Source organism: Glutamicibacter sp. (genome assembly GCF_032154645.1).
In the GTDB taxonomy this organism is placed as follows: domain Bacteria; phylum Actinomycetota; class Actinomycetes; order Actinomycetales; family Micrococcaceae; genus Glutamicibacter.
This window is the reverse complement of the sequence record NZ_JALDXV010000001.1, coordinates 127,622-144,588: the sequence shown is the minus strand read 5'-3', so window position 1 is coordinate 144,588 and position 16,967 is coordinate 127,622. Positions and strand designations below refer to the sequence as shown.

The following is a 16,967-nucleotide window of genomic DNA, read 5'->3' as shown; positions in this document are numbered from 1 at the left end:
CGCTTGACAATCAAATCTCGGATCACCTCAAGGTCAGCATGGACAGACTTGCAATGGTGAAGTTCATGGATCTACTCGACTCGTCCCCAAGAGTAACTTCGGCTACCGGACTCGGATGCAGTGGACCAGACTTTTCGTTTATCCGTCGTGGACGAATGATAGCTATCGATGACTCCGCGATTACTTCGGCCTCAAAATTAGATGCAAGTTTGAAACCGTCGCGTTCGTCCAGCCCCAAGATGATTAGACCGCCTCCAAACGAATTGCTAAAAGCGCCAATGGTCTCACGTGCTGATTTAGGAAACCCACCGGTCGCCGCCTTCCCTTCAACATAACGAGAGTCCATCCCCGCAGCTCGGAGGCGATCGACAAGCTCTATTAAGCTTCCAAATCCGTTCATCTCCGGATCGAACACTTCTTTTCCAGCACTCCTACCCTTGCTCACACACTAACTCTTACTAGTGTGAGTGTGTGTTTCCAGTAAGTAGTGTGAGTATGGATCTAAACTCCCGCACAGTCGCCCGAGAACTCGACTGACCTATCCGAATCTGCAACTATCGATGTTTCTGCACTAAGACACGATAAGAAAAGTTAGATCTCCACAACCGCAAGAATATTGCTATTTCCCTAGGACAGCCCCACCGCGTTGCCCTGATCATCCACGTCCATATGCATGGCGGCTGGCACCTTCGGCAGGCCGGGCATGGTGGTGATAACTCCCGTGATGGCAACGATGAACCCGGCACCGGTCTTGGGGATCAGCTCGCGGACCTGCAGTGTGAATCCCCCGGGATCGCCCAGCAGTTTCGGGTCGTCGGAGAATGAATACTGAGTCTTGGCGATGCACACCGGCAGATGGTCCCAGCCGTTGGCATGGATCTGCTCAAGGGTCCGCTTGGCTCCAGAAGAATACTCGATGCCCTCCGCACCATACATCTCGTGTGCCACCGTCAGCAGTTTGTCTTCAATGGGCAGATCCAGCTCATATAACGGGGCGTAGCCCGACGGCTCGTCGATGGCCCGCAGGACCGCCGCCGCGAGCTCGCCGGCCCCGTTTCCGCCTTGTCCCCAGACATCTGCCACCGCACACTCGATGCCCTGCGCCGCAGCCCAGTCGGTGACCACTGCCAGTTCCGCCTCAGTGTCGGTGGTGAACCGGTTGATGCCGATCACCGGGCGGACGCCGAATTTCGCAACGTTCGAGGCATGCCGCGCAAGGTTCGGCAGGCCGGCGCGGACGGCAGCCGTGTCCTCCGCGCGCAGCTGGTCCTTGGGCACACCGCCGTGCATCTTCAGCGCTCGAACCGTGGCCACGATGACCACCGCGGAGGGCGCGCACCCGGCATAGCGGGCCTTGATGTCCATGAACTTCTCTGCGCCCAGATCGGTGCCAAAGCCTGCCTCGGTCACCACGACGTCGGCGAGCGCCCGCGCGGTGTTCGTGGCGATGGCCGAGTTGCAGCCGTGCGCGATGTTCGCGAACGGACCTCCGTGGATGAACGCGGGGGTTCCGCCGATGGTCTGCACTAGGTTGGGTTTGATGGCTTCCTTGAGCAGCAAAGCCATGGCGCCGGCGGCACCCAGGTCGTCCACCGTGACCGGCGACTTGTCATAGGTGTACCCGATGGTCATCCGGCCCAGCCTGGCGCGCAGGTCCTCCAACCCGGTGGCCAGGCAGAACACCGCCATGACCTCTGAAGCCGCGGTGATCTCAAAACCGGTTTCCCGCGGGACGCCATCAGAGGGCGATCCAAGGCCGATCACCACGTGGCGCAGGGCGCGGTCGTTCATGTCCAGGACCCGCTTGAAGGTGATGCGGTGCGGGTCGAGGCCCAGCGAGTTGCCCTGGTGCAGGTGGTTGTCGATCAACGCCACCAGCAGGTTGTTGGCGCTGGTGATGGCGTGGAAGTCGCCGGTGAAGTGCAGGTTGATCTCATCCATGGGCAGCACCTGCGAGTAGCCGCCGCCGGTGGCTCCGCCCTTCATCCCGAAGCTCGGGCCCACCGATGGTTCGCGCAGGGCAATCATGGTCTTGGCCCCGGCCGCCGCCAGTGCATCCCCCAGCCCCACCACCATGGTTGACTTCCCTTCGCCCGCAGGCGTCGGGGAGGTGCCGCTGACCAGAACCACCTTGCCCATTCCGACCCCTCGCGGAGGCACCAGACCCGGGTCGATCTTGGCCTTGTACTTCCCGTAGGATTCCACCGCATCCTGCGGGATCCCCGCAGCATCGGCGATCTGGGTGATAGGCTTGAGCACCGCGCGTGAGGCGATCCCCAGATCGCTCATGTCGGTTTCCGGCGTTTCGATCATCGTGCGTCCCTATCTGCATTCCAGTATTCCGGGAGACGAAGAGGGCCAAACCTGCTTCGGTTTCCTCGATTAGCCTTCAAGCTACCACCAGTGGAGCTGGTGTTCTAGGGCAGCGAAAAGCGCCGACCCTTGGTGCAGGGCCGGCGCTTCACAGGCTATTTGGGCTACTTCTTGGAGAACGCCGGGGTGTCTGCCGAGCATTCAACCCGCTCGCCCGGCTTGGCAGTCGCGGAGGCGATCTCCTTGACCCCGTCGAGCAGGATCTTGCAGGTGGCGGTGGTGCCCTTGGCAGGGGTAGCGCTGACGGCCGCCTTCTTCTCGGCGGTGACGATGGCCTCGGTGGACCAGGTGGCCGCCTTGGTCTTGGCATCCGTGGTGGTTGCCTCGGAGGCAGAGGTCTTCTCCACCGAATCTTCGCCGCGCTTCTCGGCCTCCAGGTAGGTCACGTCGCTGATCGTTGAGGTGTCGCCACCGCTGACGCTGACCTCATAGGTCACCGACCACGCATCGGAGGTCGATTTCTGGAAATCTTTCACCGCGCCGCATCCGGTGGCGCCGATAACCAAGGCCAGTGCGGCGCTGCTGACGACGGCTGATTTGAAAACACGGTTGCGGGTCGAAGGGCTGGACATTGACGATCTCCTGAGGCTGGATGCGATAAATCTATGACGGCGCTGTCGATACTTCCAGCCTACTCACGCACGCCACAGAGCAACTCGATCTCGCGAGGGATTATCCTTTGATCGAACTCCACCCACGGTCGGAGGGTTCAAGATCCCAATGCCCCACTTCTACCACTGGTAGAATCTTTTGCCGTCGGCACCATTGGCCGGCGGCCAGCCCAGCGCAAGGAGCAATCTCGTGGAGCAACCGAATCAGCCGCAGGGCGCGGCGCCCGCCAGCCGCGGCAACGTGGCATTTGGCTGGCTGACGCGCATCATGGCCGCCGCCGGTATCCTGGTCCCCGCCATCGCCGCGATCTTCACCGGGGACATGCTGGTACACGGGCACCCGCTCTACACGGTGTTCCTCGGCACCACCATGCTGATCAGCCTGGCGGTTTTGATCTTTTCGCTGCGCCGTCCGCTGGCGGCGCCCAAGGGGCTGAAGGGCCTGCGCGTGGTGGGCGCCGCCGCCGTGGCGCTGCTGCTGGCAGGCTTCTGCTGGCTGATCCCCTCCTCGGCGGTGGAACCCGCGCTGACGGCGATGCACTCAGATTCCAAGGTCACCGTCACCGAAACCGCCACCGATGTCGTGTTGACCCCTGCTGGCGGCGACGGGCAGACGGGGGTCTTCTTCCAACCCGGTGCGCTGGTCGACTCGCGGGCCTATGCCGCGGTGCTTCGCCCGCTGGCCGAGTCCGGATACACCGTGGTGATCCCCAAGCAGCCGCTGAACATCGCGTTCCTTGCCATGACCGCCTTTGAATCGGCGCAGATGAAGCACGAATCGATCAGTAGCTGGGTTGTCGGCGGACATTCCCTCGGCGGCGTCGCCGCAGCCTCCGATGCACAGACCTTCGCCTTCGACGCCGAACGCCCGATTTCAGGCCTGCTGCTCTTTGCCTCCTACCCTTCATCGGATATGAGCTCCACGAACATGCCGGTGCTGTCGCTCTCGGGCTCCGAGGATGGGCTTGCCACCCCGGAAAAGATCCAGGACTCAAAGCCCCTGCTGCCCGCCGATGCGAAGTTCCTACAGATCCAGGGCGGCACCCACGCCTACTTCGGCGACTACGGCACCCAGCACGGCGACGGGACCGCGACGATCTCCCACGACGAAGCCCGCTCACAGATTTCTCAGGCCTCGCTCGACTTCGTTTCTTCACTGCAGAAATAGCGAAAATAAACGGCCGCGGCCCCCAGCTATGCTGGGGGTCGCAGCCGTTGCCGTATCGGCGGAGATTTAGAGCTCGACGATTTCGAATTCCATCAGGTCCGCCCCGGTGGCTACGGGCTTCTTGGCATCGTTGTGGCTGTGCGCAGCGTCCGAGCGCTTTGAACGCCAGTTTTCAAAGTCTTCACGGGTAGCCCACTGGGTGTAGACGAAGTAGCGGTCTTCACCGTTCACCGGGCGCAGCAGCTTGAAACCTTCAAAGCCGGGCTCGGAGTCCACCGAATGCTTGCGGGCTGCAAATCGCTGCTCCAGTTCTGGACCTGCTTCGCCCGGAATCGACAGGGCATTTATGACGACAATCGACATGTCTCACCTTTCGTGACCCGGACTTTTCCGGGTGTGGATGCTACCAATTTCAGCCTACGCCCGAAGCCTGTGCCGCAGTTGAGTACATGACGAACCGAACAGGGCAGCCCCCGCTAGGACACTGCACTGCCGGGTCTGCGCACGGCGTTGGCGGCCCGTTCCAGCAGCTGCTTAAACTGCTCGCGTTCATCCTCGGTAAACTCATCAAACAACCGCTGTTCAACGCTCCGGATGGCGCTGTCGGCGACCATGACCATTTCTTCGCCCAGGGCCGTGAGCGTCACCGTCAGGATGCGGTTATTCAGCGGCGACACCGCGCGCCTGATCAGCTCCTGCTGTTCGAGCTTCGTCAGAATCGGCGTCATTGCCTGCGGCGTGACCGATGCAGATCGCGCCAGTTGGGCTGATGACTGACCGGGCGAGCAATACAGTGCGAGCAGCACTCCGTGCTGCGCCACCGAAATGCCATAGCGGCGAAGTGCATCTGTTTTCAGGGTAGTGACCGCCTGCTCGCACGATTTGATCTGGGTACCGACGCGGGATTCAAGATCGGTCGCGAAGGCTGACTGCGCCGGGTCTTTCGCGGGTGACTTTAACGCCGAACTCGGAACGTTGACCATTTCACCATCCATACAATTAGTCGCTGCCGAACGATCCATCGGTGGTCAACCGCCCCGACCCGATATAAGAGTCGGAGTATCGTTGAACGGCTGCGGCAACTGAAATACAACCATGCCCGGGACTTGCGGAGGAAAATCTTCACATCCCCACAGCGCAGTATATGGAATGAAAAATATATTAGTCCAGCCTTGAGAAATCTTTCCTAACTAATCTTCCGCCGTCGGCGTTGATGTGTTTCATTTATAGGTTCTTCACCGCGCGCCGCACCAGGGCACCATATTCGGCGGCGCCCTGTGGGCCAGGATGGATGCGGTCCGAGGCGAGATCCTCTACCGATCCGGCCTGTTCGGCCCAATCGATAATGTGCGTGTGCTTCTGCTGCTGCGCCGCCGCGTGATACTTGTCGTTGACCGAGTCCACCCAGGTGCGCGGCGCGTAGGCGGTGATCAACAGCAGCTCGCGGTCCGGTCCGATGGCCCTGCGAATCTCAACCAGGGTTCCATTTTGAAAGTCGCCATTGGTCCCCAACCCCATGACGACGACCTTGCGCAGCGTCCCAGCCCGTTTCATGGCCCGCAATTTGGGTGCAGCGTCCCATACCTGCGCACCGACGTGGGCGTCGATATACACCCCAGGCAGTTGCTTGAGCAGCTGCGGCGAGGAGGCGAGCATGACCGAGTCCCCCAGCGCGGTGACATCCTTGCCGCTGAAGCCCTTGCTCCGAGTGTGATGCTTTTCTTCGGCCACAGGCTCCGGTGCGACCTCCGGCGCGGAGGTCTGCTGCTGATCAAGGACCTGTTGAGCCTGAACCAGCTGTGCTTCGAGCTGGCTCTGCATGGGCGAGTTGGCAAGCACCATCGCGATGCCTACCGGAACCATCATGGTCAGGCTCATTCCCACGGCGGCCGAGTAGCGGCGCTGGGTGCCGAAGAACAAGGAGCGGACTACCTGCAGCGCCCCGGCGCCCCAGGAGCGCAGGGTTGCCCTGAACCCATGGCTAAGGATGGGCTCTTCCACGAAATACCAGGAGGCTGCGGCGGCAAGGAATGCCAGCGGGATGGCGCAGAGCACCGCCGCGCTGGGAGCGGTCGCAGGGAATACCAGTTTGCACAACACCAGCAATGGCCAGTGCCACAGGTACAGGCCGTAGCTGCGGTGGCCCACCCAGCGCAGATAGTCAATGCTGAGCAGCCGGTAGACTGCCGAGCCCGGTGCCTGCAGCGCCAGGATCAACAGCGCGCCGGCCGCCGCGAACAACGCCATGCCGCCTCGATAGGCGGCCGCAGAAGTGTCCGGCAGCAGGAAGAACCCGGCGATCATACACCCGATCAACAGCAGCGGAATCAGCTGGCGCGTCCCCCGCGACCTGCCCCACCGAACCGTGCCGCCTCCCCGGTATGCGGCGTAGGCCGCGGCGGCGGAGCCGAAGAACAGCCCGAAGCCGTGGGTCCAGGTGCCGAAGTACAGGGCACTGGTGTCCTGCAGCGGGTCATAGAGCGCCGCCATGGTGGCGCTCGAAGCGAACCCGAGCACCAGGATGCCGCCAATCAACCGCCGCCCGGTCCCAACAAGCAGCGTGATGCCGATCAGCAGCAGCGGCCAGAGCACATAGAACTGCTCCTCCACCGCCAATGACCACAGGTGCTGGAAGTACGGCGGTTGGGCGGCGCTGAAATAGCTGTTGCCATTGGCGATCTGCATCCAATTGCTCGTGTAGCTCAGCGCGCCCACCCACTGTGCCCGCAGGTTCGCCGGAAGATTCGGCGCCGCCGCCAGCGCGAGTGCTGTTGCCCCCAAGAGCATCAGCAGCATCGCTGGCACCAGCCGCCTGACGCGACGCACCCAAAATCCGCCCATCGATCGCAGCGCCGCCCTGCCATGATTGCGCAGCAGGCCGGAGGTGATCAAGTACCCGCTGAGTACGAAAAACAGATCGACGCCCAAAAACCCTCCGGGCAGCTGCGCCGGCCACAGGTGGTAGGCAATCACCGCGAGGACGGCGAGACCGCGCAGCCCGTCCAAGGCTGGATTGCGGCGATGGGCGCTGTGCTTCGAAGGCAACTGGGTTTGGGAGGTCACCGCATCTATATTTCCAAGCGCCCGCAACGGTTCTCCGTCGGATCCGTGACGAACATCCATCACTTTTGTTACACAAACGATAGGTTCAAAACCTTCCATTCGCGCATCGGGCGAGGTGCCACCCGGGCATAATTGGGCTATACCCCCAGTGAAAGGAACTCTGTGGCACTGCGCAGCGTCATCGGCATTTTCCTTAGCCTTCTGTTTGGACTCTCGCTGACCTCGTGTTCCACCTCGGAAGCGCTGCGCGTTGAAACCGACGCCACGGAACAGCTGCCGCTGCGCTCGGTTCCCAGCACCGCTAGCGATCAGGAAGCCGAAGGGTGGGAGAAGCCCTTCGGCCCTGCCCAGGTCCGCCAGCTGCTGCTCAAGACCGACCTTTCGCAGCTTGCGGAGCAGGGAAGCAAACCTGAAGAGATCCGCGAGTACCTCACCACCTGCGCCAAATGCGTTACCGCCTCCCCCAGCTATGAGGTGGACGGGCAGCGCTTTCAGATTTATACGCTCAACACCATGGGCGACGGCTACAGCTTCGCCTCCTTCGTCATTGCCGATCATGACGGCAAGCCCGCGGTGGCACTGGCGGTAGGTGGAACCGACGTATATCTCAGCGTCGGCAAGGAAGGCAGCTTGGTCGCGCAGGAAGCAATCTATCGCACCGAAGATCCGCTGTGCTGTCCATCGGGCTGGTCGGTGCGGCTCTTCAGGTACCACGACGGGAAGTTCACCCAGGGCGAGCGATTCTCAAGTTCCTATGCACCGACTCCCAGCGAAGGGGACAACCAGTGATGGCCGCCGGAATCCGATTGTTCATGGTTGAAGATGACGAGGTCATCCGTGAGGCCACCACCATCGGCCTGGAGCGCCTCGGCTACCAGGTCGACAGCGTCGATGACGGGCTGGAAGGACTGACGCTGCTGCGCACCATGCAGGCCGAGGATCCGGTGGACGCGGTGCTGCTGGACGTCATGCTGCCCACCATGAACGGTACCCAGATCTGCCGCGAGCTGCGCAGCTTCAGCGACGTTCCAGTCATCATGCTCTCTGCCAGATCGGACGGCATCGACATGGTCACCGGACTGGATGCGGGCGCCGACGACTACCTTGCCAAGCCATTCGACCTTCAGGTGCTCGACGCCCGCATCCGAGCGGTGCTGCGCCGCAGCCGTCCGGCAGGGCAGCCCCAGGCGGCGCCGGAAGCATCCGCGGTGCAAGGCCTGGAAATCGACCCGCACCGCTTGATGATCAGCCTTCAGGGGCAGCAGATCCATCTGACTCCCACCGAGATGCGCATCCTGCTCATGCTCAGCCGCGACCCCGGCGTCGTGGTCTCCCGCGGTGAAATCCTCACCGAGGTATGGGGCTACAGCTGGGACTCAGACCACCGCATCATCGACGTCCACGTGCAGCGACTGCGCCGCAAGATCGGCGCGGAACGGGTCGAGACGGTTCGCGGTTTCGGCTACCGGCTGCTGGGGAGCATCGCATGAGCCTGCGCTGGAAAATCACCCTCATGACGGTGATGGCGGTGCTGCTCACGCTGGTGGTATCAGCTCTCCTAGTCAGGCAAATGATCAATATTTCCGAAGAACACCGGCTGCGCGATGAAGCCACCGCCTCGCTGCAGCAGGCGGTGAAGATCCTCGACGAGACCGGCATCAGCGTTCTGGGCGCCAAGGTCAACGACCCCAACCTTCCTGCAGACGCCATGGACGCGGCGCAACAGGGACAAGTGGTGACCTATCGGGGAACGCTCGAAAATGTTCCCGTCGTCTTCGCCGCAGCACCTGTCGAATTGGGTTCACAGCCCGCGGTGCTTTCCCTCTCAGTCTCCTGGGCCAATTCCCTGCAAGTGCGTTCGAGCGTCGACACCGCGCTGCTCTGGGCCGGCATTGCGACGCTGATCCTCGTTTCCACCGTGGGAATTCTTTTTGCCACGCGCTTGGTGAAGCGGTTGTGGCTGGGAGCCATGGCTGCCCGTTCCATCTCTTCGGGCCAACGCGAGATCGCTGTAGGGCAGGCCATCGGCAAGCCGTTTGCGGGCAAGGACGAGGTAGACCAGTTCGCCGCCGCGGTCGACGCGATGGCCGCCGAGTTGAAGTCCAAGATCGCCGCCGAACAGCGCTTCTCGGCCGACCTGGCCCATGAACTGCGCACTCCTCTGACCGGGCTCGTCACCGCCGCAAGCCTGCTGGAACCCTCGCGTCCAGCCGAACTAGTGCAGGACAGAGTGGACAAGCTGCGCACATTGGTCGAAGACCTCCTTGAAGTTTCGCGTCTTGAGTCTGGAATCGATTCGGCGGAACTCGTTGAGCTGCCGCTGGACGCCTGCGTTTCCCAGATCTTGGAACGAATCGGTGCCCGCAATGCGTCCGCCTTGCACGACGTTGAGGTTCAGCTCAACGCTCCAGAGCAGATGGTCTGGGTGGACGCACGCCGCCTTGAAAGAATTCTTGAGAACGTATTGAACAATGCGCACGCCCACGGTACCGGACCGGTAGTTGTGCAGACCGGACCGGGCAGCATCGAAATACTCGACCACGGCACTGGCTTCCCCAATAGCATCCTCGCCACCGGACCTGAGCGCTTCGTTTCCAAGGGAGGTGGCATCGGACTTGGGTTAACTATTGCCAGCGGCCAGGCTGCGGTGATGGGAGCAAAGATGCGCCTGTCGAATAAGCCAGGAGCCAGCGTCGTGTTGCACCTTCGGCGTTCCTTATAGCGCCGCTTGCCGTTCCATCAGGGAGTCAAACTCAGCGATGCCCTAATTCTTGAGGTTTCCTCAAGGTCCTTGAACACGCAAGGAGTGTTGATGAATCTGGAATCACGTTCTATTTGAAGGATCAATGCTCATGACGGATCTCGCAGCTTCACGGGTACTGGCAATCGTCTCGAACCTCGGGGTGGAACAAGATGACCTCAAACTCCCGGTCGAACATCTTTGCAATTCCGGTGCGCTGGTAAGCATTGCCGCGCCGAAGCTCGGTAGCGTACATACGCTGGTGGATGGCAGATCGGGCGAAAATTGGGTAGCCGATCAAACTTTAGACGAAGTCTCGGAGCACAGCTACGATCTATTGCTGGTTCCGGACGGCACGGTGAATTCGGATTTACTGCGAACCAACCTTTGTGCACAGCGTATCGCCCACGTATTTGCCGCCACCCACAAAACTGTTGCGGCTATTGGCCATGCACCGTGGCTCTTGGCGAGTTCTAAATTACTTAATGGAAAATCCTTGACTTCCAGCCAGTCAATTCGCCCAGATCTCGAAAATGCTGGAGGAAACTGGGTTGATGAACCCGTCATCACGTGCAACACCCTTGAATGGCGGCTAATCACATCACGCGGTCAGGAAGATTTGTCCTTTTTCATCGAAACCATCGATGCAACACTCTCCAAGCTTTCAGATAGCCGGCACTAAAACGTGAACTCACTCTCATTCGAAGCAAAAAGCGACATATTAGATCACCCATAAGGGGTGAGGCATTTCAGCTATATGCGTTCCGGTCGGTATGATTCGAACGATCAGGAATTTAATTTATTCCTTTGTCTGAACATCTACATGACTCACACACTATTGAGAGGATTCTCAGTTGAATATTCTTGGCGATATCTGGAGCCTTTTCTGGTACACCCTGCTGATCTTCGCATTCTTTTCTTACCTCATTGCGCTGTTCTCCGTCATCGGTGACCTCTTCCGCGACCACAAGCTGAACGGCTGGCTCAAGGCACTGTGGATGGTGCTGCTGATCTTCGTACCATTCATCACCCTGCTGGTGTACCTGATCGCTCGCGGTAAGGGCATGGCAGAACGTCAGGTTGCACAGGTTCGCCAGGCACAGGGCGAAACCGAGAACTACATCCGCTCCGTTGCAGAGACTTCCCCAGCTCAGGCAATCGCCGATGCAAAGAAGCTGCTCGACGCGGGTACCATCACCGCTGAGGAGTACGCAGCTCTGAAGGCTAAGGCACTGGCCTAGTCACTGCACTAGCTTCAAATAGTTCGGTCCACCGCCATTTGGCGGTGGACCGAACTATTTTAAATCGAAGTTCTTCATTTCGGCTGTTTAGAGCCCGAAGTTTTGTCCGCAAAACGAGGCGGCCAACAGACTTCGAATCGTTCAAGTAGCAACTCTTCGCCAGGTTCGGTTGTGATCTCCGGCGTCCAGTTTCGGCCCATGGCAGCTTGTGTGCGCCTCCAGAATGTCTCATGCTCTCGCCGCCAATAGCTCAAGGACAAATCACCTTCGCCCTCCGCCGCTGCGAATTGCGCATCAACGTCGAAGAAACTAGAGCGCTCGACTGAAACGACTTTGACGATTACCTGCGGCTCTCCCCTGCCATCGCAGATTACCCAGTGATTGCCAACCTTGGGCTCTTCCTCGTTGTAGTGGGCATATTCATTCGCCAGCGACGAAGTTCCCCGCTTCACCCCGTGCATCACTTCGCCGAGCAATTCATCAGCAAGTTCTGTGCTGTCTCCGAAGCACTCAACAACAAAGGGAGGTTCCACCCCTGCGGCTCCCAACAAGAGTGAATCGACATATTCTCGCCACATCCTTGTCGCGGCTTCCCGATTAACTTCAGGCAATGAACTCATAGGCCAAATTCTAACTAGAAGCGCTCTACCGTGAATTCCACCCGGGTCTTTGGCTGCCTAGGATGCATTAGCCACACGGGTTGTTCATCGATACTTGGTGGCAGACCGACTCTAATCACGGATTCTGACTTACAGGTCAGCCTCATGACGTTGCGGCCGCTGTGCTTCGACTCGCATTGTCCGAGAACATCTACCTGGCCCCAAGCAATCTTGTCGAAGCCAATTTCAACGCTGAAGTCCTCGATTCCTTCTTTCGGAGTCAGCGTGAATGAATAGGTAGGGAATTTTTGCCCGTATACCCGTTCTATCTTGATCCAAAGATCTCGCATTTCCACAATGTCAAACGGCTCGGTCGGATCCGAAGTCGGCTGATCCGTAGGTTCCACAGCCGGCTCAGTCGGATCAATAGACGGTTCTACCGTTGGCTTCACGATCGGCTCAGTCGGCTCGATTGGCTCCAAAGTCGGCTGATCCGTAGGAGCACCAGTCGGCTCGACAGTCGGCTCAATAGCCGGTTCTACCGTTGGCTTCACGATCGGCTCAGTCGGCTCGATTGGCTCCAAAGTCGGCTGATCCGTAGGAGCACCAGTCGGCTCGACAGTCGGCTCAATAGCCGGTTCTTCCGTTGGCTTCACGATCGGCTCAGTCGACTCGGTTGGCGCGGTTGGCTCCAATGTCGGCTGATCCGTAGGCTCGATACTCGGCCCGATTGTTGGCTCTACAGTTGGCTGATCCGTATGTTCGTCAGTCGGTTCCGATGAAGGGTCCACCGTCGGCTCTAGCACCGGTTTAGTTGGTTCCACGGTGGGCCGATCTGTGGTATCACCACTTGGGTCGATCATTGGGCTTGTCGGTCCCTCTGTTGGAACAATACTCGGCTCAATTGTTGGTTGAACCGCCGGTTCTGTTGGCTCCATAGTCACGGGTGTACTTGGATCGACGGTATGTTCAATTATCGGTTCCGAAGGCTGCACACTCGGCGAAATTCCGAGTTCATCAGTCGGCTCAGTAACGGGTACTGATGGTTCAAGACTCTTGTCATGAGTTGGTTCCACATCTGGATTGCTGGAGATATCAGGAGGCTCGCTGACCGAGAACTGGGTTTCGTCCGAATGACTAGTACGCCCGTTTGGCAGCGGTTCTAGCAATTCCGAAAAGGATGCGCTCGGAACTATTGTTGCGTCATCCGGCAGAACTGGAAGGAGGGCGGCAGCCGCCGTTTGCGCTGTGCCGGGAAAACTGACGCCTTCCATGTCGTTATCATCTTCGAAATTCGATGTTGGAGAAACAGTTGAATCGACGATCATTTCCGTCAGGACAACGTCATTAGTTTCTGCGGATTTGTTCTGCTGCGACCCCAACTCTGTTGATTCCACATTCCGGTGTTCGGCTGCAGGTTCGTCAATAGTAGGCTTCGAAAAAATACCTACGGCAGAAGCAACGACAGCAATAGCCGTAATAACTAGACCCGCAGACATTGACAGGATCGCACCCCTGGCAATCCTCATGCCTGCCCCGCCCACGGCACCTGCCGAGGTGAGCGTACTTGCGGCGGGTTCGAGGGTAGGAGTCCCGGCAGAAACTGCCGATGCCGTTCCTACTGCCCCGACGCCACCGGCGGCAGGAACACCCAAAACTGTAATACCGCCGACCACCCATGGAAGAACGAAGGCACGGAGCTTCGTTCCGACCTCTTCAAGTTCGGCGAATACTGCAACACACTGTTCGCAGGTTCGCAGGTGTTCATTGACAAGTTGCTTGTCTCGCTTGGTAGCGCTCGAACGCAGCATTGTCGGGAAAAGTTGCCTGACCTTGAAACAAATAGCTGCAATCTTCTGTTGCTCATTAAGATGCGCGGCGAGATAAGCCTCTCGCAGACCCTCACGAGCTCGCACCGCAAGCGCGGAGACCGCGTTAGGCGTCAGCCCCAGAATTGGTGCAATTTCGCGCGGGCGAAGATCTTCAATCTCGGTGTGCCACAATACTGCCCGCCATCGTTCTGGCAAGGACTGAAACGCGCGAATGACAAACGCTGACTCGGCACGCTTGACGTTTTCATCCGCGTTGGGATCACCGGAATTGAATTCCACAATGTTTTCGGCGACCGTCACCCGGGACGCTGCCTTGTTTCTCGAGAACGCCTCACGAGAAACTGCTGTCAGTAGATAGGCCCGGAAGTATTCAGCTGGCCCCGACCCTGAGCGAATGGCACTGAATACCCTTAGGAATGACTCAGAGACGATGTCGTCAGCTTCGGAAGGCGTGTCAGTGTGCCGGTAGGCGACAGATAATGCGACGTTCTTGTGACGACGAAAAAGTTGGGCTTCAGAATCACGGTTTCCGGCGCGTACACCCTGAATCAGATCAGCATCGTCTATTTCGACAAACTGTGCTTCTGAATCGATAGTCATCTATTTCCCCAAAACTTCAACTTCTACTGAGCGGTCGTGGTTGCGATGAAAGCAAAAGATTCACTCTCCCCCAAAAGCAGCCCCGAACAGGCCAGAAATAACCATCCATAAATGATCATTTCAATTGGATTCTAGTTGGAACGAGTCGAATAATTCGAATTGCCGATATTTTCTGCGCGGAGATTAGTGTCTTCTAGAATTTACTGAAATTCAGCGCAAAGTCATTGAATTTAGATGCTTCAGCAGCCAAGCGTCTTGCATCCCCCATGGATCTTCATGCAAGCTGCTCGGCTGCTGTAGCATCTCGGCGACATCTCGGCCTGCGGGAAACCCTGCGAGTGGTACATCCCTTTCCGAGTCCGCTATTCATTAAGATACTCAAGTCTCCATTTCGTGACGCGAGTTCAAAGAAACTTTCTTAGTTTTTTCACTACGCCATCAGAACAGGGTTTCGCGCCTAGGTAGCTCAGCCAATTCTGCCGTTTTCAGCAGGTCACCAATCAAGCGGGCACAGCAGAACCAAAAACCTCACCAAGATTCCTAAATACATCAAGAATCTTGGTGAGGTTTTCTATAAGTTGTGTCGATTAGACGCCCTTAGTTTGAAAGGTTGAAGTCAAGTCCCAAGCCCTGGGCAATGGCACGATCATATGCAAGACGCCCGATGGCCAGATCGAGTGCACCGATGCCCACCGAATTGAAGAGGGTAATTTCTTCGTCACTTTCACGTCCCGGAATTCGGCCGGCAGCTACCGCGCTGAGCTCTCCGGCAATGTCCTTTTCTGTGATTGCACCTTCGGAAACGGCCATGAGGTATTCGCCTGACTTAGCCTTTGCGGTGCCAAGATGATCAACGATAACTTTGGCTCGCGCCATACCTGCAGAATCAATCTCGCGTTCATTCGGGCGGGGGCGCGAGCCAATGGCATTGATGTGCTGTCCCGGACGGAACCATTCACCCTTAATGTTCGGCTCAACCGATGGGGTCAGAGTGCAGACAACGTCACTGACTGCGAAGACATCTTCAATTGCGTCAACTGGTTCGACTGGAATTCCGAACTCTGCAACAGCTTCGGTGAACTGCTCAATCCGAGCGCTGGTTCGGGACCACACAACGATCTTGTCGATCTGCATTACGCATTTGATTGCTTCTACATGTGCGGCAGCCAATCCGCCAGCTCCGACGAGCCCGAGAATTCGAGAGTCTTTGCGTGCAAGATATTTGGTTGCAACTGCGGTGGCCGCCGCAGTACGCATACGAGTCGGGACGCGACCGTCCAAAATGGCCAGGGGGCCACCGGTAACGTGGTCAGCCAGCATGATGACCGAGCGTTGCGATGGAAGGCCACGCTCATTGTTCGAAGGAATATCAGCCAACAGCTTGACCGAAGCAACGCCTTCTTCCCCGCCAACGGCGGACATCAAAACAAAAGTCGAATCAGCGGAAGGAACGCTCATTGCAGTTGGATCCGGCTGGGAAGCACTGCCGTTGCCAATATTGGTAAATATTTGGTCAACAACTTCAACCGTTGAAGGCATGTCGAGAACGTTGTGCAGCGTTGAAGCATTGAGGATCAAGGTCATGGGGCAAAATCTTTCACGAGTAAGAGGTCTTTGAACAAGCGTAGCAAATTTGGTATTCCAAATAAAGATATTTCGCGACCTAGGTCACACTTTCGAATTCCTCTGCTTTTCCTCGAAAACTCGGTCTTGTGGCGAGCGCGCAACGGATTAACGATGCTGCCTAGGTTAAAGGCGGCACTCGTGGTGCCCAAAACTAGCAATAAAACCTTCTCAATCACACGACTGCTGTATACCAATTAATGAGAATTATTTCCAGAAGACGACAACGACCCCTCAACGCATAAACACGCGTTAAGGGGTCGTAGATTCTCTACTGAATCAATTACTGCATACTTGAACGCTTCTCATCGATGACACCCTTACTGGTCGTAATATGCTGGAGCACCAGCCGTTCAACCAGCTCGAGATTGCGACTGGCCAATGCCTCAAGAATCTGAACGTGCTCCTCAGCCATAATTTCAAGGTCGTCATGCTGAGAAAGCAGCCAGCGCATGCGCGAAGACAAAGTAGCCTGCATCTCGATGAGCAATTCATTGCCCGCCAGATTCACCACGACTTCATGGAACTTAGCACCAGCTCGGCGTGCGGTGACGAAGTCCTGACGCTTCGACGCCTCAATTTCGGTCTCAAGCACCGCGCGTAGCTCTTCCAGGTTGCTGCGAGTGTGCCGCTGAGCAGCCAACTTAAAGGTCATGACCTCCATGGCTTCGCGAACTTCTTGAAGGTCTGCGATATCTGATGCGGAGAACTCACGCACCACCGCCCAGGTCCGAGGACGAGGTGTAATCAAGCCTTCATTGGCCAATATATGCAGCGCGTCACGAATTGGCAGGCGGCTAACACCCAGTTCTTCCGCGAGCTCTCGCTCAACGAGACGACTACCCGGAGCGCGCACTCCGTCGATGATTTCATCGCGGATTCGCTCGGTTACCCGCAACGACTCTGGTTTGAATTCCGAATCAGCCAACAGTCTGTCCCTCCGCATTTACTTGTACTCATCTAATTCAACATGTTTTTGGCGCCAATACACAAAATTCCGAGTGAGATCCCTTACTCTTGGCCGACCCAGACCGCGGATAACCCAAAGGCATATTCAACAATCTAGCGACTTCGACTCCACACTGGCGCATCTACTAGCAACGCTATATTTTCTGCC

16 protein-coding genes are annotated in these 16,967 nt (G+C 58.0%); 6 read left to right on the top strand and 10 right to left on the bottom strand.

The window, feature by feature from the left end:
- Positions 1–22 precede the first annotated feature (22 nt).
- The 3 genes from RUH64_RS00660 to RUH64_RS00650 all read right to left on the bottom strand — a co-directional run bounded on the left by RUH64_RS00660 (position 23) and on the right by RUH64_RS00650 (position 2,945).
- Positions 23–445: a hypothetical protein gene (locus RUH64_RS00660; RefSeq protein ID WP_313810538.1), complete on the bottom strand. Its 423-nt coding sequence runs from the start codon at positions 443–445 to the stop codon at positions 23–25.
- Positions 446–627: 182 nt separating this feature from the next.
- Positions 628–2,313, bottom strand: a complete 1,686-nt coding sequence (locus tag RUH64_RS00655) for a formate--tetrahydrofolate ligase (RefSeq protein ID WP_313810537.1) — start codon at positions 2,311–2,313, stop codon at positions 628–630.
- Between the two features lie 164 nt (positions 2,314–2,477).
- Positions 2,478–2,945 carry a hypothetical protein gene (locus tag RUH64_RS00650; RefSeq protein ID WP_313810535.1) on the bottom strand — a complete coding sequence of 156 codons (468 nt, stop codon included), beginning with the start codon at positions 2,943–2,945 and terminating at the stop codon, positions 2,478–2,480.
- A 229-nt stretch (positions 2,946–3,174) separates the two neighbouring features.
- On the opposite strand from RUH64_RS00650, the gene RUH64_RS00645 reads away from it, so the two are divergent.
- A complete protein-coding gene (locus RUH64_RS00645) occupies positions 3,175–4,152 on the top strand; it encodes an alpha/beta hydrolase (protein WP_313810533.1) in 978 nt (325 codons plus the stop codon).
- A gap of 66 nt (positions 4,153–4,218) precedes the next feature.
- Here RUH64_RS00645 and RUH64_RS00640 read toward each other — a convergent pair whose 3' ends face one another.
- The 3 genes from RUH64_RS00640 to RUH64_RS00630 all read right to left on the bottom strand — a co-directional run bounded on the left by RUH64_RS00640 (position 4,219) and on the right by RUH64_RS00630 (position 7,275).
- Positions 4,219–4,515: an antibiotic biosynthesis monooxygenase gene (locus RUH64_RS00640; protein ID WP_313810532.1), complete on the bottom strand. Its 297-nt coding sequence runs from the start codon at positions 4,513–4,515 to the stop codon at positions 4,219–4,221.
- Positions 4,516–4,628: 113 nt separating this feature from the next.
- Positions 4,629–5,147, bottom strand: coding sequence for a MarR family transcriptional regulator (locus RUH64_RS00635; RefSeq protein WP_313810531.1), 519 nt, complete (start codon positions 5,145–5,147; stop codon positions 4,629–4,631).
- A gap of 229 nt (positions 5,148–5,376) precedes the next feature.
- On the bottom strand, positions 5,377–7,275 hold the full coding sequence (locus tag RUH64_RS00630) for an acyltransferase family protein (protein ID WP_313810529.1): 1,899 nt from the start codon (positions 7,273–7,275) through the stop codon (positions 5,377–5,379).
- 102 nt (positions 7,276–7,377) lie between these two features.
- Here RUH64_RS00630 and RUH64_RS00625 point away from each other — a divergent pair, with 102 nt between their 5' ends.
- From RUH64_RS00625 to RUH64_RS00605, 5 genes are all read left to right on the top strand, one after another.
- Positions 7,378–8,004, top strand: coding sequence for a hypothetical protein (locus RUH64_RS00625; protein ID WP_313810528.1), 627 nt, complete (start codon positions 7,378–7,380; stop codon positions 8,002–8,004).
- Positions 8,004–8,705 carry a response regulator transcription factor gene (locus tag RUH64_RS00620; protein ID WP_313810527.1) on the top strand — a complete coding sequence of 234 codons (702 nt, stop codon included), beginning with the start codon at positions 8,004–8,006 and terminating at the stop codon, positions 8,703–8,705. Before RUH64_RS00625 ends, RUH64_RS00620 begins: the two co-directional genes overlap by 1 nt.
- Positions 8,702–9,937, top strand: a complete 1,236-nt coding sequence (locus RUH64_RS00615; RefSeq protein WP_313810526.1) for a HAMP domain-containing sensor histidine kinase — start codon at positions 8,702–8,704, stop codon at positions 9,935–9,937. Before RUH64_RS00620 ends, RUH64_RS00615 begins: the two co-directional genes overlap by 4 nt.
- A 130-nt stretch (positions 9,938–10,067) precedes the next feature.
- Positions 10,068–10,637 (top strand): DJ-1/PfpI family protein, encoded by a 570-nt coding sequence (locus RUH64_RS00610; protein WP_313810524.1) that lies wholly within the window; start codon positions 10,068–10,070, stop codon positions 10,635–10,637.
- 172 nt (positions 10,638–10,809) lie between these two features.
- Positions 10,810–11,196 carry an SHOCT domain-containing protein gene (locus tag RUH64_RS00605; protein WP_396275964.1) on the top strand — a complete coding sequence of 129 codons (387 nt, stop codon included), beginning with the start codon at positions 10,810–10,812 and terminating at the stop codon, positions 11,194–11,196.
- Between the two features lie 74 nt (positions 11,197–11,270).
- On the opposite strand, the gene RUH64_RS00600 is transcribed toward RUH64_RS00605, so the two are convergent.
- From RUH64_RS00600 to RUH64_RS00585, 4 genes are all read right to left on the bottom strand, one after another.
- The gene (locus RUH64_RS00600; protein ID WP_313810523.1) at positions 11,271–11,816 is read right to left on the bottom strand and encodes an ASCH domain-containing protein; all 546 of its coding nucleotides are present in this window, start codon (positions 11,814–11,816) and stop codon (positions 11,271–11,273) included.
- Positions 11,817–11,830: 14 nt separating this feature from the next.
- A complete protein-coding gene (locus RUH64_RS00595; protein ID WP_313810522.1) occupies positions 11,831–14,227 on the bottom strand; it encodes a sigma-70 family RNA polymerase sigma factor in 2,397 nt (798 codons plus the stop codon).
- Between the two features lie 597 nt (positions 14,228–14,824).
- Positions 14,825–15,811, bottom strand: a complete 987-nt coding sequence (locus RUH64_RS00590; protein ID WP_313810520.1) for an ornithine cyclodeaminase family protein — start codon at positions 15,809–15,811, stop codon at positions 14,825–14,827.
- 322 nt (positions 15,812–16,133) lie between these two features.
- A complete protein-coding gene (locus RUH64_RS00585) occupies positions 16,134–16,778 on the bottom strand; it encodes a GntR family transcriptional regulator (protein ID WP_313810519.1) in 645 nt (214 codons plus the stop codon).
- Positions 16,779–16,967 lie beyond the last annotated feature (189 nt).

Excerpts from the sequence above, each read along its gene's own strand:
- RUH64_RS00620 (WP_313810527.1), top strand. The coding sequence starts at position 8,004 with ATGGCCGCCGGAATCCGATTGTTCATGGTTGAAGATGACGAGGTCATC.
- RUH64_RS00590 (WP_313810520.1), bottom strand. The coding sequence starts at position 15,811 with ATGACCTTGATCCTCAATGCTTCAACGCTGCACAACGTTCTCGACATG.
- RUH64_RS00640 (WP_313810532.1), bottom strand. The coding sequence starts at position 4,515 with ATGTCGATTGTCGTCATAAATGCCCTGTCGATTCCGGGCGAAGCAGGT.
- RUH64_RS00600 (WP_313810523.1), bottom strand. The coding sequence starts at position 11,816 with ATGAGTTCATTGCCTGAAGTTAATCGGGAAGCCGCGACAAGGATGTGG.
- RUH64_RS00610 (WP_313810524.1), top strand. The coding sequence starts at position 10,068 with ATGACGGATCTCGCAGCTTCACGGGTACTGGCAATCGTCTCGAACCTC.
- RUH64_RS00595 (WP_313810522.1), bottom strand. The coding sequence starts at position 14,227 with ATGACTATCGATTCAGAAGCACAGTTTGTCGAAATAGACGATGCTGAT.
- RUH64_RS00615 (WP_313810526.1), top strand. The coding sequence starts at position 8,702 with ATGAGCCTGCGCTGGAAAATCACCCTCATGACGGTGATGGCGGTGCTG.
- RUH64_RS00650 (WP_313810535.1), bottom strand. The coding sequence starts at position 2,945 with ATGTCCAGCCCTTCGACCCGCAACCGTGTTTTCAAATCAGCCGTCGTC.
- RUH64_RS00630 (WP_313810529.1), bottom strand. The coding sequence starts at position 7,275 with ATGGATGTTCGTCACGGATCCGACGGAGAACCGTTGCGGGCGCTTGGA.
- RUH64_RS00655 (WP_313810537.1), bottom strand. The coding sequence starts at position 2,313 with ATGATCGAAACGCCGGAAACCGACATGAGCGATCTGGGGATCGCCTCA.
- RUH64_RS00635 (WP_313810531.1), bottom strand. The coding sequence starts at position 5,147 with ATGGATGGTGAAATGGTCAACGTTCCGAGTTCGGCGTTAAAGTCACCC.